Source organism: Leptospira harrisiae, from assembly GCF_002811945.1.
In the GTDB taxonomy this organism is placed as follows: domain Bacteria; phylum Spirochaetota; class Leptospiria; order Leptospirales; family Leptospiraceae; genus Leptospira_A; species Leptospira_A harrisiae.
This window is the reverse complement of record NZ_NPDX01000006.1, coordinates 41,882-65,367: the sequence shown is the minus strand read 5'-3', so window position 1 is coordinate 65,367 and position 23,486 is coordinate 41,882. Positions and strand designations below refer to the sequence as shown.

General features: G+C 39.5%; 25 protein-coding genes. 13 read left to right on the top strand and 12 right to left on the bottom strand.

Annotated elements, in window-relative coordinates:
- Nucleotides 1-88 precede the first annotated feature (88 nt).
- The gene (locus tag CH364_RS16465; protein WP_100744933.1) at nt 89-916 is read right to left on the bottom strand and encodes an SDR family NAD(P)-dependent oxidoreductase; all 828 of its coding nucleotides are present in this window, start codon (nt 914-916) and stop codon (nt 89-91) included.
- Between the two features lie 253 nt (nt 917-1,169).
- On the opposite strand from CH364_RS16465, the gene CH364_RS16460 reads away from it, so the two are divergent.
- Nucleotides 1,170-1,907, top strand: a complete 738-nt coding sequence (locus CH364_RS16460) for a TetR/AcrR family transcriptional regulator (RefSeq protein WP_207762305.1) — start codon at nt 1,170-1,172, stop codon at nt 1,905-1,907.
- Nucleotides 1,908-1,987: 80 nt separating this feature from the next.
- On the opposite strand, the gene CH364_RS16455 is transcribed toward CH364_RS16460, so the two are convergent.
- Nucleotides 1,988-3,010, bottom strand: a complete 1,023-nt coding sequence (locus CH364_RS16455; protein ID WP_100744934.1) for a zinc-dependent alcohol dehydrogenase family protein — start codon at nt 3,008-3,010, stop codon at nt 1,988-1,990.
- Between the two features lie 92 nt (nt 3,011-3,102).
- Between CH364_RS16455 and CH364_RS16450 the strand changes: the two genes are divergently transcribed.
- The 3 genes from CH364_RS16450 to CH364_RS16440 are packed head-to-tail and all read left to right on the top strand — an operon-like array spanning nt 3,103 to nt 5,857.
- Entirely contained in the window at nt 3,103-3,912 is an 810-nt protein-coding gene (locus tag CH364_RS16450; RefSeq protein WP_100745057.1) for an SDR family NAD(P)-dependent oxidoreductase, read from the top strand.
- Between the two features lie 39 nt (nt 3,913-3,951).
- On the top strand, nt 3,952-4,773 hold the full coding sequence (locus CH364_RS16445) for a DUF1295 domain-containing protein (RefSeq protein ID WP_100744935.1): 822 nt from the start codon (nt 3,952-3,954) through the stop codon (nt 4,771-4,773).
- 13 nt (nt 4,774-4,786) lie between these two features.
- Entirely contained in the window at nt 4,787-5,857 is a 1,071-nt protein-coding gene (locus CH364_RS16440; protein WP_100744936.1) for an SAM-dependent methyltransferase, read from the top strand.
- Here CH364_RS16440 and CH364_RS16435 read toward each other — a convergent pair.
- Together CH364_RS16435 and CH364_RS16430 are read right to left on the bottom strand one after the other, a co-directional pair.
- A complete protein-coding gene (locus tag CH364_RS16435; protein WP_100745058.1) occupies nt 5,836-7,419 on the bottom strand; it encodes a DEAD/DEAH box helicase in 1,584 nt (527 codons plus the stop codon). The two genes, CH364_RS16440 and CH364_RS16435, sit on opposite strands and share 22 nt — an antisense overlap.
- A 70-nt stretch (nt 7,420-7,489) precedes the next feature.
- Nucleotides 7,490-9,151: an ATP-binding response regulator gene (locus CH364_RS16430; RefSeq protein ID WP_100744937.1), complete on the bottom strand. Its 1,662-nt coding sequence runs from the start codon at nt 9,149-9,151 to the stop codon at nt 7,490-7,492.
- 69 nt (nt 9,152-9,220) lie between these two features.
- Here CH364_RS16430 and msrB point away from each other — a divergent pair, with 69 nt between their 5' ends.
- The gene (gene msrB, locus CH364_RS16425) at nt 9,221-9,766 is read left to right on the top strand and encodes a peptide-methionine (R)-S-oxide reductase MsrB (RefSeq protein WP_100744938.1); all 546 of its coding nucleotides are present in this window, start codon (nt 9,221-9,223) and stop codon (nt 9,764-9,766) included.
- A 71-nt stretch (nt 9,767-9,837) separates the two neighbouring features.
- On the opposite strand, the gene CH364_RS16420 is transcribed toward msrB, so the two are convergent.
- The 4 genes from CH364_RS16420 to CH364_RS16405 form a co-directional block, all read right to left on the bottom strand.
- Nucleotides 9,838-10,623, bottom strand: coding sequence for a hypothetical protein (locus tag CH364_RS16420; protein ID WP_100744939.1), 786 nt, complete (start codon nt 10,621-10,623; stop codon nt 9,838-9,840).
- 3 nt (nt 10,624-10,626) lie between these two features.
- Nucleotides 10,627-10,833 carry a hypothetical protein gene (locus CH364_RS16415; RefSeq protein ID WP_004787999.1) on the bottom strand — a complete coding sequence of 69 codons (207 nt, stop codon included), beginning with the start codon at nt 10,831-10,833 and terminating at the stop codon, nt 10,627-10,629.
- A gap of 88 nt (nt 10,834-10,921) precedes the next feature.
- Complete coding sequence (locus CH364_RS16410; protein ID WP_100744940.1) at nt 10,922-11,476, bottom strand: hypothetical protein; 555 nt, start codon at nt 11,474-11,476, stop codon at nt 10,922-10,924.
- Entirely contained in the window at nt 11,460-12,524 is a 1,065-nt protein-coding gene (locus CH364_RS16405; RefSeq protein WP_100744941.1) for a KamA family radical SAM protein, read from the bottom strand. Before CH364_RS16405 ends, CH364_RS16410 begins: the two co-directional genes overlap by 17 nt.
- Before the next feature lie 68 nt (nt 12,525-12,592).
- Between CH364_RS16405 and efp the strand changes: the two genes are divergently transcribed.
- Genes efp through CH364_RS16380 form a run of 5 tightly spaced genes read left to right on the top strand, consistent with a single transcriptional unit; the run spans nt 12,593 to nt 17,086 of the window.
- Nucleotides 12,593-13,159 (top strand): elongation factor P, encoded by a 567-nt coding sequence (gene efp, locus CH364_RS16400; RefSeq protein ID WP_100744942.1) that lies wholly within the window; start codon nt 12,593-12,595, stop codon nt 13,157-13,159.
- Nucleotides 13,160-13,161: 2 nt separating this feature from the next.
- Entirely contained in the window at nt 13,162-13,782 is a 621-nt protein-coding gene (gene mtnB, locus CH364_RS16395; protein ID WP_100744943.1) for a methylthioribulose 1-phosphate dehydratase, read from the top strand.
- Nucleotides 13,779-14,513, top strand: a complete 735-nt coding sequence (locus CH364_RS16390; protein ID WP_100744944.1) for an SDR family oxidoreductase — start codon at nt 13,779-13,781, stop codon at nt 14,511-14,513. Before mtnB ends, CH364_RS16390 begins: the two co-directional genes overlap by 4 nt.
- 5 nt (nt 14,514-14,518) lie before the next feature.
- Complete coding sequence (locus CH364_RS16385; RefSeq protein WP_100744945.1) at nt 14,519-15,256, top strand: SDR family NAD(P)-dependent oxidoreductase; 738 nt, start codon at nt 14,519-14,521, stop codon at nt 15,254-15,256.
- A 9-nt stretch (nt 15,257-15,265) separates the two neighbouring features.
- Nucleotides 15,266-17,086 (top strand): hypothetical protein, encoded by a 1,821-nt coding sequence (locus CH364_RS16380; RefSeq protein WP_100744946.1) that lies wholly within the window; start codon nt 15,266-15,268, stop codon nt 17,084-17,086.
- 3 nt (nt 17,087-17,089) lie between these two features.
- On the opposite strand, the gene CH364_RS16375 is transcribed toward CH364_RS16380, so the two are convergent.
- The 3 genes from CH364_RS16375 to CH364_RS16360 all read right to left on the bottom strand — a co-directional run bounded on the left by CH364_RS16375 (nt 17,090) and on the right by CH364_RS16360 (nt 20,656).
- Complete coding sequence (locus CH364_RS16375) at nt 17,090-18,049, bottom strand: magnesium transporter CorA family protein (protein ID WP_100744947.1); 960 nt, start codon at nt 18,047-18,049, stop codon at nt 17,090-17,092.
- Nucleotides 18,050-19,828 (bottom strand): M61 family metallopeptidase, encoded by a 1,779-nt coding sequence (locus CH364_RS16370; protein ID WP_100744948.1) that lies wholly within the window; start codon nt 19,826-19,828, stop codon nt 18,050-18,052.
- Between the two features lie 483 nt (nt 19,829-20,311).
- Nucleotides 20,312-20,656: a VOC family protein gene (locus tag CH364_RS16360; protein ID WP_100744949.1), complete on the bottom strand. Its 345-nt coding sequence runs from the start codon at nt 20,654-20,656 to the stop codon at nt 20,312-20,314.
- 65 nt (nt 20,657-20,721) lie between these two features.
- On the opposite strand from CH364_RS16360, the gene CH364_RS16355 reads away from it, so the two are divergent.
- Nucleotides 20,722-21,000 (top strand): TIGR04454 family lipoprotein, encoded by a 279-nt coding sequence (locus tag CH364_RS16355; protein WP_100744950.1) that lies wholly within the window; start codon nt 20,722-20,724, stop codon nt 20,998-21,000.
- A gap of 11 nt (nt 21,001-21,011) precedes the next feature.
- Here the strand turns inward: CH364_RS16355 and CH364_RS16350 are convergent, their stop codons facing one another.
- Nucleotides 21,012-21,311, bottom strand: coding sequence for a hypothetical protein (locus CH364_RS16350; RefSeq protein WP_100744951.1), 300 nt, complete (start codon nt 21,309-21,311; stop codon nt 21,012-21,014).
- Nucleotides 21,312-21,357: 46 nt separating this feature from the next.
- On the opposite strand from CH364_RS16350, the gene CH364_RS16345 reads away from it, so the two are divergent.
- Nucleotides 21,358-22,278: a DMT family transporter gene (locus CH364_RS16345; protein ID WP_100744952.1), complete on the top strand. Its 921-nt coding sequence runs from the start codon at nt 21,358-21,360 to the stop codon at nt 22,276-22,278.
- A gap of 52 nt (nt 22,279-22,330) precedes the next feature.
- A complete protein-coding gene (locus CH364_RS16340; RefSeq protein ID WP_100744953.1) occupies nt 22,331-23,458 on the top strand; it encodes an Lsa36 family surface (lipo)protein in 1,128 nt (375 codons plus the stop codon).
- Nucleotides 23,459-23,486: the final 28 nt, after the last annotated feature.

The window sequence follows — 23,486 nt, the reverse complement described above, 5'->3', positions numbered from 1 at the left end:
GCTGGTATAACTCGAAATATACCAACTTATTTTTTTTAGAAATTCATCCAGAATTTTTCGGAAATCAGAATTCCGGGATGAATTTCATTTACAATGATCCCTGTGCTGAGTTTGAAACTTCCTCCCAAGCTTCCCAAGTGGCAAAACGATCTGCATAGGTTCTTCGCACCAAAGGTAAATTCTGACTGCCAAGAAACAATCGAAGGGGAGGGTTTTCTGCATCGATCATTTTGAACAAAGCCTCAGGTGTTGCATTTGGATTCCCTCTATGTTGGTTTTTTAATCCCTCTTGGACCTGGTTTTTAAGATCTGTGTAGATACCAAGTCCTGCTGCAAACTTCAATGAAGTGGGGCTTCCAAACTCGGTGGCATAGGCACCAGGTTCTACAATAGTTACTTTGATACCGAAAGGTTTCACTTCGCTCGCCAGACTTTCATGAATCGCTTCGAAGGCCCATTTGGAAGAACAGTAATATCCAATCAATGGCGCCGATACAAGGCCCATCGTGCTGGAAACACCAATGATATGACCTCCACCCTGTTTGCGTAATAACGGTAATGCCGCTTGGATCACAGAGAGTGGACCAAAAATATTAGTTTCATAAAGAGCCCTGACTTCCTCTCCACTTGCTTCTTCAATGGTACCCACAAGCGAATATCCAGCGTTGTTCAAGATTATATCTAGTCTGCCAAAGTGCGCATGGGCTTCTTCCACCACACGTTTGACCTCTTCGGGTTTTGTGACGTCGAGTTCTAATGTTAGAACTTGATCACCGTATTTTTCCTTCAGTTCTGCCAAGTTTGCAATTGAACGTGCGGTGGCCGCCACTTTGTCTCCGCGTTGGAGGGCAGCCTCCGTCCATATTCGACCGAAACCGCGAGAACTTCCTGTAATGAGCCAGATTTTGTTAGACATATTGCCACCTTTTTATTCGTCTGGGATCCATTTTATCCCAAATCATTCTGTTATCATTGATAACAGAATATGAGTATCATTGATAACATTTGTTTGCAATCAAATTTTTCCCCTTCTCCAACGAAAAATAGTAGGGGGCAATTCAAGTTTATTGGTTTGATGTTGGATCGAAATTTTTAATCATCGACAAAGATTACATTCTTTTCTAAGTTATTTGAGTCCAAAGAATTTGAACCAAAAGTAGCATCGAATCGTGTCTCAAAAAAAGTCTGCAGGCCCAACTCCTGAAATGAGTGCATCCCGAAATGATATTCGTGAGAGGATTCTCAAAGCGGCTCTAAGTGTATTAAAGAAAGGCGGTCGAGAGGCCTTAACGACGAGGAGTGTCTCTGCTGCAGCGAAGGTGCAAGCTCCGACTCTTTATCGTTTGTTTGGTGATATGCGAGGCCTACTTGATGCCGTAGCTGAATCTGGATTTGTCGCAGCCTTTAACAAGAAGAAAGAACAAAAACCAAGTCCTGATCCTGTAGAAGATCTCCGAAGGGCATGGGATTCTCATATTACCTTTGGACTTGAAAACCCAGTCCTTTATGTGTTGATGTTTGGTGAACCAAGGCCGGAATTAAACTTACCCATCATCGAAAAATCAAAAGAACTTCTTAGTGAACTAGTCCACCGCATAGCAGTTGCGGGTCAGCTGCAGGTGACTGAAAAACGTGCGGCCGAATTGATTTATTCCTTTAGTTCTGGAATCGTACTCAGCCTACTTGCGATGCCAGAAGAAATACGCGATGTCAACCTTTCTTATGATGCACGCGAGGTGCTTGTTTCGGCGATTACAAATAAAAAACCATCCCAAAAATCCTCTAGCTCCGACATCGGGTCGGCTGCAATTACTTTGCAAGCGTTACTGCCGAGTGCCTCCTCACTTTCGGAGGGAGAGCGCACTCTCCTAAAAGAATTATTAGATAGAATCGCAAACCAAAAATAACTAACTTCGATACGCGAAAATTACGAATCTTTTTTGATTCTTGGTTCTGCTATTACTATTGGTATTGTATCTTTAATTCTCTATTCCCAACTCACCACCACTTTCCCAAAATGTTTCCCGGTTTGCAAATACTGTAAGGCCTCTGGGACTTCATCCCAACCGAACACTTTGTCCACAACGGGTTTCATTTTATTTTGTTCGATGGCTCGGTTCATTTTTTCAAAATCGGCGCGGCTTCCGACGATCACACCTTGGACTTTGACTCCTTGCATAAGAATCGGGTAAAGAGAAAGGCTTGATTCTCCACCAGCAAGGACTCCGATGAGAGCAATGATACCGTATGGTTTGACACTCATCATTGATTTTTGCATCGTGCCAGCACCACCCACTTCGATGATGAGATCGGCACCTGCCATCTTGGTATGTTTACGGACATCTCGTTCCCAGTTGGTTTTGGTTGCATAGTTGATGGTAACGTCCGCACCGAGGGTTTTGGCACGTTCTAGTTTTTCATCACTGGATGATGTGATGATGACCCGAGATCCCATCATTTTTGCAAATTGTAAGGCAAATAGAGAAACACCCCCAGTTCCTAAACAAAGTACATCGGATCCAGGTTCAATCCCTCCAAAATTCACAACGGCATTGTAGGCAGTGAGCCCAGCGCATCCCAATGTGGCTGCTTCTTTATCGTTTAAGTGGTTTGGTGTGGCGACAAGGCCTTCTTCTTGGAATTTACCAAAATTCGCTAAACAGCCGTCATGTGGACCACCGAGAGTGGAACGGAGGTTGTCCATATTTGGTGCCCCATCCATCCACTTCTGGGCAAAAATCGGAAGCACCCGGTCTCCTTTTTTCCAAAGAGTGACCTCAGATCCAACAGCTTCCACCACACCGGCTCCATCAGAACAAGGGATGAGGGGAAGTTTTTGCCTTGGGTTATAAGTTCCAATCACCATTAAATAATCACGATAGTTTAGTGAAGTGGCTGTTAGGCGAACGAGAACTTCTTTAGGAGTCAGTGATTCAGAAAGATCCCTTGTAGTTTGTTTTAGGTTTTCTAATCCGAATGATCCTTGGATTTCCCATACTTTGTTTAACATATTCCCTCGTGCGATTTAGAATCAAAATTCACTCGTCAGATCCTCCTGTGTCCTTATCCTTTGTCGAGTGGGAATCAGAAGAAAGGGGCCTTATGAATAAAGATTTTTGGAACGATAGGGTGGTAGTGATCACTGGAGCAACAAGTGGGATCGGCAAGGCATTGTATGAAGAATTGGCTACCTTTCCCTGTGAACTTGTCCTTGTAGCAAGAAGGGCTGCAGAAATTTCCGAACCCAAAAACAAACACGACGGTGTTATCATTCACCGAGTTGCTTGTGATCTTGCGGATCCTACTTCTGTATTAGATGCCACCGAATGGATTGGAAAGGAAGTTTCTAAAATTGATGTTTTGTTTAATAACGCAGGAATCACTGCACATGGTCGTTTTGATTCCCTTTCGATGGATGTGTATCGCAAAACCTTTGCTACGAATTTTTTTGGCCCCATCCAATTCATCCGTGGGCTTTTACCTCTTCTTCTTACTGCCAAAGGAAATATTGTCACCACATCCACAGTCTCTGCTCTCTATGGAGTGCCTGGGCGTGCGGCATACTCCGCATCTAAGTCTGCCTTACATGCGGCACTCGAATCTCTTCGGATCGAAAACTTAGAATCGGGACTTGGTGTTTCCCTTGTATGTGTTCCCTATACGGACACGGCGCTTAGAACATCTGGCCTTGACGCATCCGGTGGGACTTTATCGGAGGCACCCGCAAAAGGAAAACGAAAGAGTGCAAAAGAAGTAGCTCATGTTTTAATGTCTGTTGCTAAAGACAAAGAAGCAAGGCTTGTCACATTCAACTTGTCAGGAAAATTTTTGGAATGGATGCGATTTTTCTCTCCTAAGTTTTTAGAAAAAATTCTATATAAAAAACTTTATGAGGACTTCAAATCACACTGAATCCTGTCTAAACCAAGGTATAGGGAGATTGTCTAACCTTTGGAAAATTTATTTTTTTCGTATTTAACTGCTGTTATATTCACATTTCTATTGATGACTCTCATGTGGTTTTGGGGAAAATCCAGAGATAACTATGCCGTCATCGATGTGGGTTGGGGGCTTGTCATCGCTGGAATTGCGAGTGTTCTCGTTTTTTTTGGCACTGGGACTGTTTTTGCGAAATGGGCAGTGCTCATTCCTGTTTGGATTTGGGCCCTTCGTTTGTCTGGGTTTCTATATTGGACACGCATCCGTACAAACCATCCTGAAGACAAAAGGTACGCTGGATTTCGAAAGGACTACGGCGACAAAGTCCATCAGAAGATGTTTACCAATGTGTTTCTATTACAAGGGTTTCTCGCACTTTTTCTTTCTTTTCCTTTTTACTTTGCCGCGCAGTGGAACTTATTTCCCAACTCCGGGATGATGGGACCTAACGGGTATTTAATGGTAGTTCTTGGTTGGATTTTTTTTGTAGTGGGAGTCATCGGGGAAGGAATCGCTGATAGGGACCTTCACAAATTTGTATCAGATCCAAAAAACAAAGGGAAAGTTTGTGATCTAGGACTTTGGAAGTACACAAGACATCCCAATTATTTTTTTGAATGGGTGATCTGGCTTGGAATTGGGATCATTCCGATTCTTTCTGCACCTTGGGCAGCCCTTTCCCTATTTACACCAGTCTTTATGTTTGTATTGTTACGATTTGTTTCCGGTGTTCCTTTTGCAGAAAAATATTCCCTTCTTTCCAAAGGAGATGGTTTTCGCGAATATATGCGCACCACAAATGCATTTTTCCCCTGGTTCCCAAAACAAAAATAATAAAGGATAAAACATGAATTTTACGGATTCTTCCAAAAAAGAAGAAGGTTCTTCTTTTAGTATCAACGCACTGCTAGAAAAGGATATCTTTCCTGATTGGCTCATTCGATTTCGCATCCGTCAACTTTTGAATTTGCGAATCAAACAAGAAAGAAAAGAGAATGTTACGGCTGGGCTCCAACATAAAATGAATTATGTGAACGAGTTAAAAAAATCTCCGATTGCCGTACATACGGATGCGGCAAACGAACAACATTACGAAGTCCCCAGCGATTTTTTTACGTATGTAATGGGACCTAGGATGAAGTATTCTTCTGGGTATTGGCCCACTCTCGATACAAGTTTTGCTGAATCCGAAGAAGAGATGTTACGAATCACGGTAGAACGTGCAGAGATTCAGAATGGAATGAAAGTTTTGGATTTAGGATGTGGTTGGGGGAGTATATCTCTCTATATCGCAGAAAAATTTCCGAAATCAAAAGTTACAGGTGTATCCAACTCGCGTACACAAAAAGAGTTCATAGACAAACGAGCCAAAGAACGTGGATTAAAAAATCTAACCATCATCACTAAAGATATGAACGATTTTACTACCAAGGACAAGTTTGATCGGATTGTTTCTGTAGAAATGTTAGAACATATGAAAAACTACGAAAAACTCTTTGAAAAACTATCTAAGTTTCTTGTGGCGGATGGAAAGTTTTTTGTACATATCTTCACTCATAGAGAATTTGCTTATCCATTTGAAGTCATTGATGAAACGGATTGGATGGCGAAGTATTTTTTTACTGGTGGGCAGATGCCTTCGGATGATCTATTTTTATACTTCCAAAAAGATTTCCTTATCGAAAACCATTGGGTTGTGAATGGAACTCATTATGCGAGAACAAGTGAAGCTTGGTATGATAATATGACCCAAAACAAGGATAAACTTTTGCCTATCCTTGCCAGTACTTACGGCGAAAAAGAAAAAACCAAATGGTTTGTTTATTGGAAAGTTTTCTTTCTCGCCTGTGCTGAGTTATGGGGTTACCGAAACGGTGAAGAGTGGTTTGTGAGCCACTACTTGTTTCGAAAACGCTGAGTTTTTTTCCCGGCAGCCTTTACGTAAACGCCACCTTCTTTTTTAGAAGAGGGTGAGCTGCTACGGCGGGAATCCCCACCTCGCTCACTGCGTTCTCCGCGTTCGCTCCTTTCCCCTCTGTCACTGTTGGATCTTCCACCACGGTAACCACCGCGACCGCCGCCACCAGATCCACCTTCATCACGACGCCGTCTTCCACCAGATCCACCACCAGGAGGCATTTCGCTCCATTCTGCAGGTGTTTTTCCGATTTTTTCCGGTCCACTGATTTTGGTTTTATCAAGCATAGTCGAAAGGAGTTTTAAAGCTAACGAACGTTTGTCGTCTAACTTCAAAAGTTTTTCTAAAACTTCTTCTGCGTCTGCATGGATTTCTGTTTCCACAACTTTGTTTAAAAAGTCTTCTTCTCTTCTTGCGAGTACTTCCTTTTTGGTTGGAAGAGCTGCAATAGTCAAATTGGTTCCAGAAGTTCCTTTGAGTCGGATGAGAGCACGAGATTCTCTGGTTGTCACAAGAGTCACAGCTTTTCCTGATTTTCCGGCACGACCTGTACGACCAATTCTATGAGTATAACTTTCGCTATCAAAAGGTAGGTGGTAGTTGATCACAAGTGACAAATCTTTTACATCAAGTCCACGAGCGGCAACGTCAGTTGCAACAAGGATCTTCACTCGGCCATCATGAAGACTTTTTAAAACTTGTTCTCTTTGTTTTTGGTTTAGATCTCCGTGAAGTGCTTCCACAGGGTATCCTTTAAAACTGAGAGTTGATTTTAAATCATCAGCTTCTTTCTTCGTTTTTGTGAAGATGATTGCCTTAAATGGATTTTCATAATCCAAAATTCGAACTACAGAAATTTCACGTTCTGCTTCATCAATCACGTAGTACACTTGTTCGATGTTTTTAGAAGATTTTTCTGTTGCTGCAATTTTTACATGAGCAGGGTGCGTTTGGTATTTACTTGCCAACTTCTTAATCGGCTCCGGCATTGTTGCGGAGAAAAGTAAAGTTTGTCGTTTGGTTGGCAGTAGATTAAAGATGGATTCAATATCATCCATAAAGCCCATATCGAGCATTTCATCTGCTTCATCCAATATCACCATTGAAGGTTTGAAGTTTTTAAGTTCCTTACCTTTCAATAGGTCGAGAAGTCTTCCTGGAGTTGCAACGGCAACTTGGGCACCTTTGGCCACTTGTGTGATTTGTTTAGAATAGGAACTTCCACCATAGATTGTGGTGGTTTTGATTCCTAAATGTTTTCCCAATTTAAACAGTTCATCAGATACTTGCAGGGCAAGTTCACGAGTTGGAGTGAGGACAAGCACTTGCATGCCATCGTTCACACTAATTCGGTTCAAACAGGGGAGTCCGTAAGCTGCAGTTTTTCCGGTTCCGGTCTGCGCTTGTGCGATTAAATCTTTTCCTTCCAATACGAGCGGAATCGCTTGTTTTTGGATAGGGCTTGGTGATTCGAAGCCTGCATCAGTGATTCCTTGTAGTATTTCAGGACGTAATCCGAAGGATTGGAAGTCATTTCCAACTTCGGTGTCATTCTTAGTCATGGAAATAGGATACAATAAAAAAACGGCCTAAAAAAGAAAGGTAAAAATACCTGAACCTCCAAGGCCAGGTTTATCGGCTTTTTTGTGCGATTTCCGTTAGATGGGCATATAGTTCTTCTTTGAGATAGGGTTTGGGCATAAAGTAATCAAATCCTGATGCCAAAATTAGGTTTTTCTCTTCCGGCATACAAAGGCCTGTGCATGCAAAGAGTATTGGTCGATGGGGTTTTCCTGAAAGTGATTTCGCAATTTCTGTTCCATGTTTTCCCTGCATTTCGATATCCAAAAAAGCAATATCAAACTGGGAATGGTCCAGTTCTCTTAGTGTATCAATACCGTTATTTGTCTCGGTCACTTCAATAGGTAGGGATTTAAGATAACTACGAAGCACTTTTCGGTTGAGTTCATTGTCATCAGCAATTAAGACTTTTAAAGTTTTTTGAAAACTTGGAAGTGACGTAACTTTTTTTGTTTTATGATTTGAAGTGAGTTTTGGATCTTCTTCCTTTTTCCAAACTACTGGAATTTTTACTTTGAAACTAGAACCAATTCCAACTTCTGAATCAACTTCTATGCTACCACCTAACTCTTCTAAGGAAAGTTTCACGATAGATAAACCAAGACCTGAGCCCGAGATTTCGCAACCTTCAGGTAGAAATTCATTGTATTTTTGAAAGAGTTTGTTTTTAACTTCAGGCGAAATGCCTGGTCCCGTGTCTTTGATTTGTATGTGTAAAATTGCATTTGTTTCTGTTTTAATTTCTAAATCAACTACACATTGAACACTTCCTTTTGAAGTAAACTTAACTGCATTGGCAGTTAGGTTCCAAATGATTTTTTCCATTTTACGTAAATCGGATAATAAGAAAGTTTGATTAGAAACATTGTTGTTTAATTTAAATTCAATTTTTTTACGTTTTGTTTCTTCAATGAAAAATAAATTAAAAATAGATAAACATTGGCCCAAATGAAACCATTCATTGTTCAATGAACTTTCGCTTTCTTCCAGTCTTGAGAGTTCAATCGTATCGTTGACTAAATGTAAAATGACTTCTCCTGCATTTTTAATATGGTCTACATAACTAAGAATGGTTGGAGTCATCTCTGTATCTCTGATCATCTCCGACATACCAAGAAGAGAATTTAATGGGTTACGGATATCATGACTAATGGCAGCGATAAAATCTCGTTTGGCTGCCGTTGCTCTTTCTGCCGAACGTTTTTCAATTTCCAATCTATCTCTATCTTTACGCATTTGTAACAAACGAACGGTTTGTTTTCCTAGTAACTTCAACATTTGGATTTGGTCGGCACTCAGTTCTCTCGGTTTGTTATCAATGACACAAAGAGTTCCCAGTTTGATCTGGTCATCCAATGCTAGAGGAATCCCAGCATAAAATATGACATTGGGTGCCTCGTTGACCAGGGGGTTGTTTTGAAAACGTAAATCTTCTTTGGCGTTGGGAATTAAAAAAAGTTCATCCCCTAAAATAGCATGAGAACAAAAAGCGAGGGACCTTGGAGTTTCTCGTGTGTTCAATCCATGGTGGGATTTGAACCATTGCCTTGTTTCATCGATAAGGCTGACTAAAGAAATGGGTGCATTACAAATCATGGAAGCAAGACTTGTAATTTCATCAAACATCTCCTCTTCCGGTGTATCGAGAATTTCTAGCCTTTTCAATGCCAAAAGGCGCGCTGTCTCATTCTTTGGTAAAGGAGCAATCAGCATACGAAGTTTAGACGAAATTATTTTCGCCCAAAGGAAAGTAAAATTTTCTTTTCTCCCAGTCTAAACTCCATGAATCGTTTCCTTTCTACCATTTTGCTTTTGTTCTTTTTGGCATTCGGATTGATCTTACTTTCCTCTTGTATGGAAACATCTTCTCATCCACCAAAAAAAACAGAAAACCCGGAACTAAGAAAAAAACTAACTGACCTTCAGTATCGAGTCACTCAAGAAGAGGAGACGGAACCTGCTTTTCGAAATGAATATTGGGACAATCACAAAGAAGGTATCTACGTAGACATTGTTTCCAAAGAACCACTTTTTAGTTCGAAGGATAAATTTGAATCTGGTACAGGATGGCCAAGTTTTTCAAAACCACTAGTCAAAGAAAACGTAATTGAGGTGACAGACAATTCTTATGGGATGACACGAACGGAGGTACGTTCCAAAAAAGCAAATTCTCATTTGGGTCATGTATTTGATGATGGGCCAGCACCAACAAACAAACGCTATTGTATGAATTCGGCGTCAATGGAGTTTATTCCCAAAGAAAAACTTAAAGAAAGAGGATACGGATCTTATCTTTCAGAGTTTGCGGAATTAGAAAAAAACAAGTAAAGGATGGTGGAATCACTTAGTTGTGATCCGCTAAAATCAAAACAGGTCGTCGGTCTTTATGAATCTTTGGTTTATGCCCAAAGATTCATCATAAACTCCTCATCTTTACGTAAGGAGATGAGTTTGTATTTGGTTTCGTGAATGTCTTCTCTAGACACTTCTCGTTTCCAACGAATGTCCACTTTCAATTTTCGAACGCGAGTTTGTAACTCCAAAAGTTCCCAAATCGAATCTTCCATTTCTTTTCTGTAGAGATTGGTGAATAAGGGAGCTACCTGATCTGGGGTATCCATTTTTAAAAGTTCAATATGAGTGAGGTCATGGATGTTTTGTAATGCCCAAATATGAAGTGTGAGAGTTGTAATCCTTTCTAATTGAGAGATTTCGTCTTTGGTATTTCTAGTGACCTGTTGTTTGAAAAATCGAATTCGTTTTTCTAAATAAGCAATGAGATCTGATTTTGGAATTGCTCTTTGTTTCCATTTTTCCCAATCGGATTTTAGATCTTCAAATAATCCTTCCCCGAAAAAAACCGATGAGGCTTCCATCAGTTGCAAACTTCCAGGTTCAGAAATTTTAATTCTGTGGCGAAGCGAGTCCGCATCTCCGGCGATCATATTCACTGGAGCCACATCCTCTAATTTCTGTAAGGCGCGCGAAATCGATTCGATAAATTGCGACTTCATTTGATCAGTAGAATGTGCTACCAAATAAAAATTGAGATCGGATTCGGGATGAAAATCTCCCCTTTCTCTGGATCCGTAAAAAAGAATTTGGTAGGGTTTTGTCGACGGGATGATTTCTAATTCATCCAATACTTGTGCATAGAGATTAGGGTTTAGTGCTTCAAATTCCATAGTTCATTCAAAGTATAATTTCATTCGGGAGAGGTTTTCTAAAATGGCTTTGAAGGCGCGATCGCGTTCCTCTTTGCCAGGGAAAGGTAAGGATTTTACATTATTGAGATCTTGGTAAATGATTTCAATGGAAGGTTGGTTGGGATTTTTTTTGATGGAGGCAACGTAATCCAAATTAATAACTTCCGATTCACCTAATTTTAACCACATAAATCTTCTCCCCAAAGACTAACGGCCACTGCCTATTTGCCTAATCTTTTTTTCAAAAAAAGTAGGGCTTTGCGAAAAATGAAAGGGCCTAATATAGCTCCAAAGATTGTTGTACGATCTGATGGAGTTCTTTTGCCAGTTCTTTTGCTGCCTTTTCATTTGATATAACGGTTTCAAATACTAGTAAAAATCCGTTATGGACACCCTCCCAACGACCGTAGAGTTTCCCGTCGGGAAGTGAAAACACAAGGACACTACATTTTTTGTTTCCCCAAACAAAATACGAAACATCTGGATTTTGGATTTCGTCTTTGTAGAAATAAGGAAATTGAGACTGGTTTTCTCTGTCGGTGGAGGACAATCTCATCCACCGGATTTTCCCACCTGTTTCCAAATTAATTTCATAACTATTTCCGGTACCAAATATTGATCCAGATTTAAGAAGTTCAAAATTTTCTTTTGCTACCCAAACTGCATGGTAGGTAAGGCGAAGTTCTTTTGTTAGGTGGTTTTTGTTTGGTTCCAGTTTTGGGATTGGTGTTTGGATCATTTCTTTATTGTCCAAACGAATTTTTTTGTCTGATTGGCAGGCCATCACAAACATTAATGAAAAAATGGAAGTGATTTTAATGACCCACTTCATATTCATCTCCTAAATAATTTTGGAAAAGGTATCCATCTTTTGTTTTCTTTTGGAAATAGTCTGGTGAAAGAAGGACCTTACCTCCACCACCCGTTAAGTCTTTTACATAACTAGGAATCGTTATACCTGAATGGAAACCACGGAGTTTTCTATAGATTTCAATCCCTCGTTCAATAGGCACAACAAAATCAGAACTTCCAAACACTTCATCACATTGGTGGAGGTAATAAGGTTTGATCCCGATGGATATGAGTTTGTAATTTAGTTCGGATAATACTTTTTCATCATCATTGATTCCAGATAGCAATACAGTTTGATTGAAAATAGAAAGGTGTCCTGCTTTTATCATTCGCATAACATACATTTTAGTCTCTTCTGTGATTTCATTTGGATGGTTGAAATGAGTGACCATATACAGGGGAAAATATTTTGCAAATACAGATGCAAGCGATTCAGTAAGTCGCATGGGCATCGTAACTGGATGACGGGAATGGATTCGTATTTGGTTGAGATGGGGGATGGATTTTAACTCACCCAAAAGATAATCAAGGGAAGAATCAGAGAGGGTAAGGGGGTCACCGCCGGACAAAATGACCTCACGTAGTTCCGTATGTGTGCGAAAGTATTCTAATGCTTTTTCCCATTCGTTGCGATTGGGAGTTTCTTCTGGGTCAGACACCTTTCGTTTCCTTGTACAAAACCTACAATATACAGCACATACATGAGAAATATACCAAATGGCACGGTCCGGGTATCTATGGGTCACTCCTTTGACGGGCATATATCTTTCTTCTGCCAAAGGGTCTTCCACTTCATTGGGATTTTTTTTCAATTCACCTGCACGTGGAAGGACTTGTTTGCGAATAGGGCAGTTGGGATTCTTTTGATCGATTTGTTCTAAATAGTACGGGGTGACAGCAAAACTAAAATCTGCCAATGCAGGTGCAAAACTTTCCCTCTCTTCATCAGTAAGAGTCAGTTTTTCTTCCAAATCTCCTAGGGTAGTGATTCGGTTTTGTAATTGCCATTTCCAATCCGACCAAGTCATCGCTTATAACCATACTTCGGTTGACACATGGCCAAGTCCCTCGGATTTTGTTTACGAGTAACGAAATTATGAACTTAGGCATTACAGAAGTAAAAAAAGGAATGATCCTCAAGATCGAAAATGAGCTTTATTCCGTCGTCAAAACAGAGTTTGTGAACCCAGGAAAGGGTTCTGCATTCATCCGTACCAAACTGAAAAACATTGTCCGCGATTCTTCCATTGAAAGAACCTTCAAAGCGGCTGAAAAATTAGAAAGTGTGGATTTGGAACGTCGTAAAATGCAGTATTGTTACGCAGACGGTGACCAAATCATTTTTATGGATATCAACGATTACGAACAGATCCCTGTTTCCAAAGATTATGTGGAAGATATCCTTCCATTTATGAAAGAAGAAACTCCGGTGGAAGTTTCGTTTTACAATGACAAACCAATCGGTGTCACACCTCCTAACTTTGCTATATTGGAAGTGACTTATGCAGAAGATGGTCTCAAAGGGGATACAACAGGTCTTGCACTCAAACGAGTGACTGTGGAAACTGGTGGAGAAGTTCAAGTTCCCATCTTTATCAAACAGGGAGACACTGTTAAAATTGACCTTCGAGATTTGACTTACGTGGAGCGCGTGAACAAATAGATTTGGATTCTCTCCCTTACTTAAAAGCACTGACTAAACTTTCCCATACCTATTATGAAAGGCAGTGGATGTATGCCACTGCTGGAAATCTCTCTGCACGTACAGGAAATACATTTTGGATCACTGCTTCTGGGAAACATAAGGGAGAACTGACAGAAACTGACTTTGTTTCTGTTTCTGTGGAAGACGGAACCTTAGTTTCTGCGGGAGAAGGCCTCAAACCTTCTGCAGAAACTAGCATCCATCAGGTGGTGTATTCGAAAATTCCTGATGCTTGTGCAGCCCTTCATGTCCATACTCTGGATTCTAATTTGTTAGAATTTGGAATTGGAAAAGAAGAGGGGTTTCGGGAACTTCCTCTCCCTCCGATTGAAATCATCAAAGCGTTTGGGATTTGGGATGAAAAACCGAACCTTACGTTTCCTGTTTTTTATAACCACACCAATGTGCCAACCATAGCTTCGGAAATCAAACGTTACATTGAAACGAAAGGGATACCTCAAGTTCCTTTTTTACTCATTGAAGGCCATGGGCCTACCGTTTGGGGAAAATCAGTGGCTGAAGCCAATAAACATTTGGAAGCGGTTCATTTTCTTTTGCAAGTGATGGCAAGACGGATATGAAGAGGGATGCCCATGTTTATATTTTTGGAATTGGTTCCGGAATTGGACAAGGGCTTCACAAACGTTTTTTAGAAGACCCATCAGTGGCACTCTTTGGTTTTTCTAGAAAGGGAAGTTTAGATCTTTCTCAATTTTCAGAGAAGGGCAATGGGACTTTTGTTTTGGATGCTAAAAATCCAAATGATTTAGAAAAATTTCAGTCTGCTCTCGTTTCCAAATATGGATCTCAAACAAACAAAACTTCCTCTTCTTTGCAGAATACGAATTTGGTCGTTTATTTTGCCCTTGGCGACGGGGTTTTTGGGCCAATTACTGGCCTTAGAGAAGAAGAACTTACCTCTCATTTCCAATTGAATGTCCATTCTCTAATCTTACTTTCGAAGGCATTTGCTCCCCTTCTTTCTTTGTTTCGAAATTCTACCTTTGTGTTTTTAGGTTCCACTGCGGGAAAACAAGGATTTCCAGAATCCGTAGCCTATTGTGCGTCCAAACATGCAGTTCTTGGAATGGCACGTGCCCTCCGGGAAGAGTGGAAACCTTTGGGAACGAAGGTAGTTCATGTGAGTCTTGGGGCAGTTGCCACTGAGATTTGGGATACAAGACCCCAGTTTGACAAGAATGATATGGTTTCTATTTCGGACATTTCCGAGTATTTGTGGAGTATTTCCCACTTGCCTAAATCTCTCTTTGTAGATGACTTATCCATTACCCCAAGAAAAGGAATTTTATAGTTCCCATGGAATTTAAGGAATCGATCGTACTCGTGACCGGTGGCAGTGGAGGGATTGGACGAGAAATCGTTAGAACCCTTGTCCTTGCGGGGTTTTCTGTTTGGAATTTGGACAAAGTCCGGCCAAAATCTCCCATCCTCCAGGAGACGTATAGAGAAGTGGATTTGGCAGAAACTCCCTTTGTTGTGGAAAGAAGTCTCGCAAAGATCATTGAGGAAAGTTCAGGTGCAGGGGAACTGTATGGCATTGTCCACAGTGCTGGTTTTGGTGGGCCCTATCATCCCATCACAGATGTTTCCATTGAAGAGTGGGAATCTATTTTTCGAATCAATTTAGGTAGTTTATTTCTTTTGTCTAAATTCCTGTTGCCAATCTTTCAAAAACAAAATTTTGGAAGGATTGTTGCGATTGCTTCTTCATTGTCTATTGTGGGTTCAGCAAATTCCGTCGCATATTCATCCTCCAAACATGGGTTAGTTGGGCTGATTCGTTCCATAGCTGATGAATGGGGAAAATTTGGAATCACAGCCAATGCAGTTAGTCCCGGTTATGTGGATACAAATATGGGAATCCAGGAAGACCAAATAATGGATCATAAAACTAAAATTGTCAACAAAACACCCGTTAGGAGAATAGCTGAACCTTCGGAAATTGCTCGTGTGGTTAATTTCCTCCTTCAAAAAGAATCCGGTTATATTTCTGGATCCAATTGGACTGTCGACGGCGGACTCACTGCCATTTAATACAAACCCATGAGAATATCACCTCCGCACGATCATTTTTTACAACTGACGACGAAGGAAACCTTAGGAAGGTCTTCTGGGATCATCCTACAAAAAGAAGCATTGTCCATTATGAAGACAGTGGAAATCCAAAGTTCAAGGGAAAATATTGAGGCTGGCCATTTGTTTCGGCCCACAGACTCCAATTTTGAAAAACTAAAAATGGATCGTGAAACTGCTTTGGATGCAATGTGGCAACTCATTGATTACGGACTCACCACTCAACTTTTTGAAATTAAATTTGATTCCGATGTAGGTGAGTTGCGGTTTGTCAATTTTTTAGTCGGACTTCCTGGTGGAATGCCCTTGGAAGAACCTTATAAGTTACTCATCGCAAGGTCTACCGAACATTTTTACCAATACATCCAAGCAAAAAGGATTCTTACAGAAGATACTTGGCGAAATGTTTTGACCAAACTCGCTGACATTGATTACAAAGAAGATGATGGGTCTGGTGACGAACTAGATCGAATGTTGGAACCAAAACAGTTCCCCTTACAACCGTCAGCTGAAATGTTAAAACGTTCTCGCGGGCTCATCATCGATGAATTAGATGCAGATCCAAAAATCATAGTTCTTCCTCATGTGGGGTTTTATACAGTGCCTGAAATAGAGGCTGCTAATTTTCTACATATTGCCAATGAATATTTGATGACCAAAGTGGAGCCTTTGGCAAAGGCTTTTGATACAGAAATCAGGTTGGCCTTTGATCGAATCCATACATCTACACCAGTGACTGGGAATACAGAACCTAACGAAATAGACCTGATCCGTTCTAAAATTGAAATGTTGTATGGGTTTAAGGAAATTCTAAAAGAAAACGGCTTTTATCCTCTCGTTCACAATTTACGAAAAGTGGCTGAGATGGCGGCCCAGTATGCTGAGTTAGAAAAAAAAAGAGAAGTAGACCGACTCCTCAAAGTGTATATGAAAATGTTGGATAGCCAATTCGATTTTGATTCTAGGCTCCTTCGTATCAATTTAGAAAAAGATAATGAACATGATACTATCATTATAGATCTCCTCCGAAAAAATCCGAAAGTTCTTTCAGCCGAATGGCATGACCAGGATTCAAAAATTGCCGTCTTTGTGAATAATAACCAAAACAACATCAAAGACATCAATCATTTGATTTTTCAAAACTATCGTTTTACGACAGAACATATTTTATATCTCAAAGCTATCATTGAGTTAAACGAAAAAGAATTAAAACCTTTATTCAAAGACGATGAATTTGTAAAAACTTATGGAAAAAATTTACAGTCAGTGTATTTCAAATACATTCCTTGGTTTTATAAACTTTTTTATTATTTAGGGGTCTCTCCAATAGTAAACTCCGGTTATGCGAAAGCAAAATCAATTTTAACTTATTCACAAATGGATCGTCAGTTTTTATATCAAAAACGGAGAGAAAATTTCTTTAAAAAGAAACTACGGGAAAGAGAAGAACGATTTGAAAAAGAACGCAAACAACAACTGAAAAGAGCACTAGTGTCAGCACTTAGCGATGCTTATTTTCAAAAGAATTGTTTGCCATCTGTAGATTGGTTGGGTTCTAACTACCCTGCATTTTCAGCAGAAACTTTGGAAAAAATGATTCCAGATTTTGCGTTTGTGTCCACAACAGGAAAATCGGTGAAACCAAATTCGGTCATTCTTTTTCCAAACTCACCTGAATTTGACTCGCTTAACAAACGTTTAAAGGAACTTTTTAACCAATGGACCCGAGGTGAATTGGAACCTCCAGTAGAAGATCCTGAAATTCTTGTACAAATTCGTGGATTGATTTAAAAGTTAATACCAACGTTTAATTCTAAAATAAAGTAACATCAAAATTCCTAAAAATCCCATCGCTCCAAGCGCAGTGATAAATCCGTATTCCCATTCGAGAGTGGGCATATGCCTGAAGTTCATTCCATAGATACCAGCAACTAAGGACATTGGCAACATGATGGCAGTCATGATAGTAAGAATTTTCATTATCTCATTTGTTTTGCGTGTGGAAATAGCGATATGAGCTTCTAGTGCTGAGGATATGGATTCGATGTTACTATCTACTAGTTCCAAAATGCGGAGGGAATGGTCTCTCACATCTCGAAAGAAGGCATCTGCTTCATCGCTAAAAAAACTGTTTTTGATTTTTTCTAAATCTTCTAATACTTCTTTGTTTTGCAACATTCCTTTTTTAATTGAAAGAAGACTTGCTCTCAAACTATAAACGTTACTTATATCTAATGATTTGGCGTTACTAAAAATTTGGTCTTCAAAATGTTCGATTCGTTCTTCGATTTTTTGGGTGATTGCTAGGGTATGATCTGTTTCTATATCCAATATTTTATGTACAACAAATTCATACCCGCGGGCTAAAATTTTATTATTCACTTTCCATTGGTCAATGATATCACCGATGCTATCACGATAATCAAGTGTTAAAGAGATAATTTGGTTTGGAGTCAAAATGAAGTTAAAGTTCTTTTGGGTAAGTTGATTCCTTTCAAAATGAAAACCACGAAAGACAAAAAATATATAATTAGGAAAAATTTCCAGTTTGATCCTACTGTTGGGATTTAGAATGTCTTCAATTGTCAGTTGATGGATATCATGTTTTTGAAAGAGAAACATAAGTTTTTCTTCGTTCTCAGCAGTGATATGAATCCAATGTTTAGGATGTCTGTGGGAGAGAGGAAGCGGTCTGTCAAGAAGCACTTCTTCTTTACTAGAAGGGGTTAAAATATAATTAAAAAGAGCGGGCATTTAGACGATATTCCTTAGAAAATAATCTCTTAGTTCTTTTCTGTCATCTGTGCAGTCTTCTGCGATCACAAATTTTCTTGTTTTGTGATATCCGGAAGCTGTCATCATTGATTCTTTGATTTTTCCTGCCCTAGAAAGGATAAGATGGAATTTTTCACCCGGTCTTAGGCTTTTTTCTAAATTTTGAAGTGTTGTTTGTGTGGCTCGTTTCCCATTGATAGCAAGGATTTCGTCATCTAACATAAGATCGAATGAATCTATATCCGATTTATGGAGGAGTTTTTGAACATATAAATTACCATTTTTTTCTTTGGTTTTGAATCCTGTTTCTCCTACAAGGTCTGTCTGAATCCTCCGGATCCCAATAATGTCCAAATACAGATCAATTGGAATTGGTTTTGGATTTTCCAAATATTCATTAAATTCTATTTTTAAATCTACTCCTGTAACATCTTTTACCGTGTCAAAAAACTCTTGTTTGGTGAATCCTCTTTGTTTTGTTTTGACAAATACTTCGTTTAGTTTATGGAAAACGTGACGAATGGTTTTTCTTTCCTGTGATTCCTTTAATAAAAATAAGTTCATACATAAAGCAAGGACACCTCCCTTTGTATAATAAGAGACTGTGATGTTATGACTGTTCCCATTTCGTTTGTAGTATTTTGTCCATGCAGTAAAAGAGGATTCTTCTAGGCTCATCCAGCTATCAGCTTCATTGTCTTCTAATGAAAAAATGTCTGATTGCAGTTTAGAGATGTATTCTTCTTTGGAGAGAAATCCTGAATGAAACAGAAAATAAGCATCATAAAAACTTGTAAATCCTTCGGCGATCCAAAGTTCACGTGTTAGATTGGGTTTTTGGTAATCAAATGGACCAAGGGCGATGGGCCGAATTCGTTTGATATTCCAAAGATGAAAGTATTCGTGTGATAAAAGTTCAAGCAGTCGTTTATATTCTTCTTCATCAGATATAAGGTCTGGGCTAAAGTAATTGATACTAGAGGCCCTGTGTTCCAGACCTCCGTATGCAGGTAAACTTAAGTTTACTACAAATAAATAATACGGATTTGGACTTTCCATCATCCATTCAATTTGTGTTTCTGTAATTCGTTTTAAGTCTTCTGCCAACTTGGTTTTAAAATCGAAACTAACATCGCCCTCTATTAGTAATTCATGTTTGGTAGTTCCAGCAGTAAAAAATACGGAATTTTTTTTACTCAATTGGAATGGTGAATCAAACAATTCATCAAAGTTCTCAGCACGAAATAGAGTAGGATCTTCTTGGTTACGAGTCAAACTAGAGTAAATATATGGGAAATATTCCGAAACCTGGAACCGAACTGTACTAGACCTTTCTAAATTTCCTTCTGGGTATAAAAACAAAGCAGGTGGGTTGATGAATCCAAACTCGGTTTCTAAATAATTGGTTCTTACTGTAAAATCTTCAAAAGCATAGATAATGTATGAAATTTCGAATTCTTGCGGAAGGTTTTTTAGTTTCCATTTGTGGAGATCTACCATCTCCCAAAAGATTGGTTCATTTGTTTTTGAATTTCTAACTTCAAACTTATGGAGGTGAGTTCCATAGTCGCGGATCATATAAGAACCAGGGGTCCAACTGGGCAAACAAAAGTTTAACTCTGGTTGGTCTGTTTTGACTCGTAGTCGGACTTGGAAATAATGTTTGAAGAGGTCAAAAATGGAAACTTCAAAATCCAACTGGAGGAAGTTAGACTGGTCGGTTGGGTCTAAAGTTTTTTCAGGTTCTTCTTTTGCCATGGTTACACTATCTTCTTTTATTTTTAGTTTTGATCAAATGTTTTCTTGACGGTATTTCTTTATAGTACTAGAAAAGGTTTAGCTAAGGTATAAGCAAAGGAGGTGGTCTTTTTGGAAAGTAGTTGTTACAACAAAAGATTTTTGACTCGCGAGGTGGCTGGGCAATAACGCCTGTGCTTTGTTGCAAAACCGACCAGACACAGTCTTTCCAAGTTCCGAACGGGTGGTCTCCTTCGGGCAAAATGCAGTCGCTTGGAAAGATTCCTTTGATTCTAAATTGGATTCACCTGTTCCTTACCCCCTTAAAGGTTAAATTTTAATAAAATTTCTGACAACCTAGAGCTAATCCCTGTCATGCGAATCAAGTTATTTGACATGTTCCCGATTGTTCCGATAGAATCTGTGAACCGTTGGAAATATTAATAGTCATGTTGGATAGTTCGAATGTTAATTTAAGTTTTGGTTTCTTTTCTCAACATATTTCTAAAGAAGAGAAAGTTTTTCTGGATAGTCACTTACGCCTAATTGGTTTGATTCAGAATCTAAAAAGTAAATTGTGTAATCCGTTTGGTTTTGAATTTTGACTTGGTCTAAAAATTGAATCCATTCAGATCTTTTGTTTTCCTCCCATTTAAAAACGAGAGCACGAGGAGACTTTTTTTCTCCATCCTCTAACATCAAAATGACGGAACCAAAATCAATCCAAACCGAACGTAATTCTCCTGATTCATAAAGAAATTCCCGCACTTTCTTTGCTCCAGGAATTTGGAGGTAAAACTCTGCTAAATTGGAAGGATTCGGTGTACCGATGGCAATATGGTGGATCATTTTTTTGTTTTCAAATCCCTTTCTAAAAAAGAAGCTATCATGAAATCTATGTATCGGAGTTTTTCATGAAAAAATCCCTCATCCTGGCGCTCGCTCTCGGGCTTTTCTTGGCTAATTGTAAATCCAAAGTGTATACCCAAGAAGAGTGTGAGTCTGCTCTCGCTAGCACATTCGCTCAAATTGAAGAAGAAGCTAAAAAGAATCCAGCTGCAGCACCAGTTCTCGCAGGATTGCAACAAGGTAAACAAAAAATGATCGACCAGTGTATGGAAGGAAAATTTGATCCTAACTGTTTGAAAAATGCACCAGGTTTTGCTGGCATTATGGGTTGTGTAAAAAAATAATTTTACAAGTCCTACCGGGAGCCATCGTTCCCGGTTTTTCCGTCCTCTAAACTTTCAAACCCACCAGGTTCTGCATAACACCCATGTGATCTGTAAGGACCATCTTCAAAAAATCGAATTTCTTGTGCATATCGTTTCCCTTCCCGTAAACATTGTTTGCAAATGAAAGGGCGAATGGCCCAGTCTTCACATTCTTCCGGTCGGAAACTTGGAAACACTCGGAGGAAGGGTTTGGAAATTTCTTCTTCCGGTGTTGCCAAAAGAACAAGACCAAACACCAGACTGATTCCGAGAGCTATACTTAGTTTCATTCAATAAAACTATCGGAAATTTCTGCGTTTTTCAGGATGGACTTTAGTGAAAGAAAATGTGAGTCCAGAATGGAAGGGGGTGGTACTTGTTCTCATCGGAGCACTTTTATTCAGTGCAAAAGCCGTTGTTGTTAAATTAACCTACCGCTATGAAATTTCCGCGATCGGGTCACTTTTTTTCCGAATGTTATTTGCGTTTCCTTTTCTTGTTTGGATTGCCTGGAAAGCGGAACGGGTGGAAGGAAAAACAGACCTTACCAAAAAAGATGTAGTTTATGTTCTTCTGATGGGAGTTGTGGGTTATTACTTGGCAAGCCTCTTTGATTTTTTAGGACTTAAATACATCAGTGCTGGCCTAGAACGAATCATTCTTTTTATTTATCCAACCCTTGTTGTAATCCTTTCCTTTTTGTTTTTAAAAAAGAAAATCCATTTGAGAGAAGTGTTTTCTTTAATCCTAACTTACACGGGTGTTTTTTTAGCCTATGGACAAGATGTTCAATTAGGTTCTGCCAAAGATGTAAGTCTTGGTGCTTTTTTTATTTTACTTTCGGCTCTTACATATGCAATTTATTTGATGGGAAGTGGAACCATCATTCCAAAGTTAGGTGCAAAGAAATTTACAGCTTGGGCACTTCTTATCTCTTCGTTCGCCGTATTCATTCATTTTGCAATTTTTGGCACATACAAAGAACTATTCCAACCATTCTCATTTTATGCACTCGCTTTTGTTATGGGAACTGTTAATACTGTGGTACCCGCTATATTTGTTTCAGAAGGAATCAAACGTGTTGGTAGCAAAACAGCTGCTATAGTAGGGTCAGTTGGACCTATGTCGACTCTTTTCCTTGCGTATTGGTTACTTGATGAACCCATTACTTTGCTACATAGTATTGGTACATTATTCGTACTCACTGGGGTTTTTTGGATTAGTACGGCAAAAAAAGCAAAAGAAGTGTCCGTTTAAGAGAGAATTTTTCTTTCCAATTGTTGAAAATAAGTAGAGAATACGGGTCTATATGAAAATACGCAACTTACTACTTCTATTAGTATTTGTCACAACAGTCTCACAATCGGAACTGTATGCACAATTTACATGCGAAGGTTCGGCCTGCAGTTTTTTACCTTCAACACTGACGGAAGCAGGGAATGGCTCCCTAAAAAAATTTGAAACAGGTTATTTAAACGAAGTCCTCAAAACCAATTTAGAAGCTGGATTTCTTGCAAATGTTGGTACAAGTAATATTGGTACTGGAACTGTTCGCCGAATCCAATTTGGTGTCAGTGCCTCTGCTGCTGGATACAAAAAAGATGACATCCAAGTCCAAGATAATTTAATCAAATATCCCAAATTACCAAACGTTGGTGGTGCAGTCATTCCTTCCTTTCATTTGGATTTTAATCCTGGATGGTTGTTAGGAACTTCTGAAGGTGGGTACATCCGCCGGATCGGAATTTTTCTGCATGGTATGAATGTCGCAGTGACGGAAGACCAGATCCAAGCTGCCTCAAATAATAAAAACTATGAAGGTCGCATCGCCGTACGTTCGTATGGTGGAATGGTTCGTTACCAATTGGTCGAAAAAGAAGGTTTTTTGATGAACCTCATCACTTGGAATGGAATCAACGTGGGAGTGGGACATCATGTGATGGAACAAAATATGAGCCTTAATTATTTAGAAGGAAAGGCCTCTCAAATTGAATTCCAAGGTGTGAAGGGAAAATGGGGTGGGGATACAAACTTCGTTTTTAATACAAAAGTACAAACGACAAACATTGATTTACGCACAGGTCTAGGTTTGTTTTGGATAGCTAATGTGATTGTGGGTGGGGGATATAGTTGGAACTCAGGACACAATTCGGCTTCTCTCTCCCGTAGAGGCCCTTTTCTCATCACTTTAAACGATTCCCTTCCATTGGAACTCCCCAGAGAATACCAAGCGGCTCTAGACAAGGAACTTCTTGCCCAAAGCCCAAATGCTACCTTAGGCTTTCGAGCTCGGGGTGAATCTCACTCCAAACGTGGAATTGGATACGGAATTGTGGGATTGGAATTGGATCTCTATTTAGTTAAGGTCATTGCGGAAGGATTGTATGGCGGGAAGGATCTGTATTCAGCCAACCTAGGAGTGAAACTCTCTTTTTAGGAAAACTTCGGGGAAATCCATAAAACCT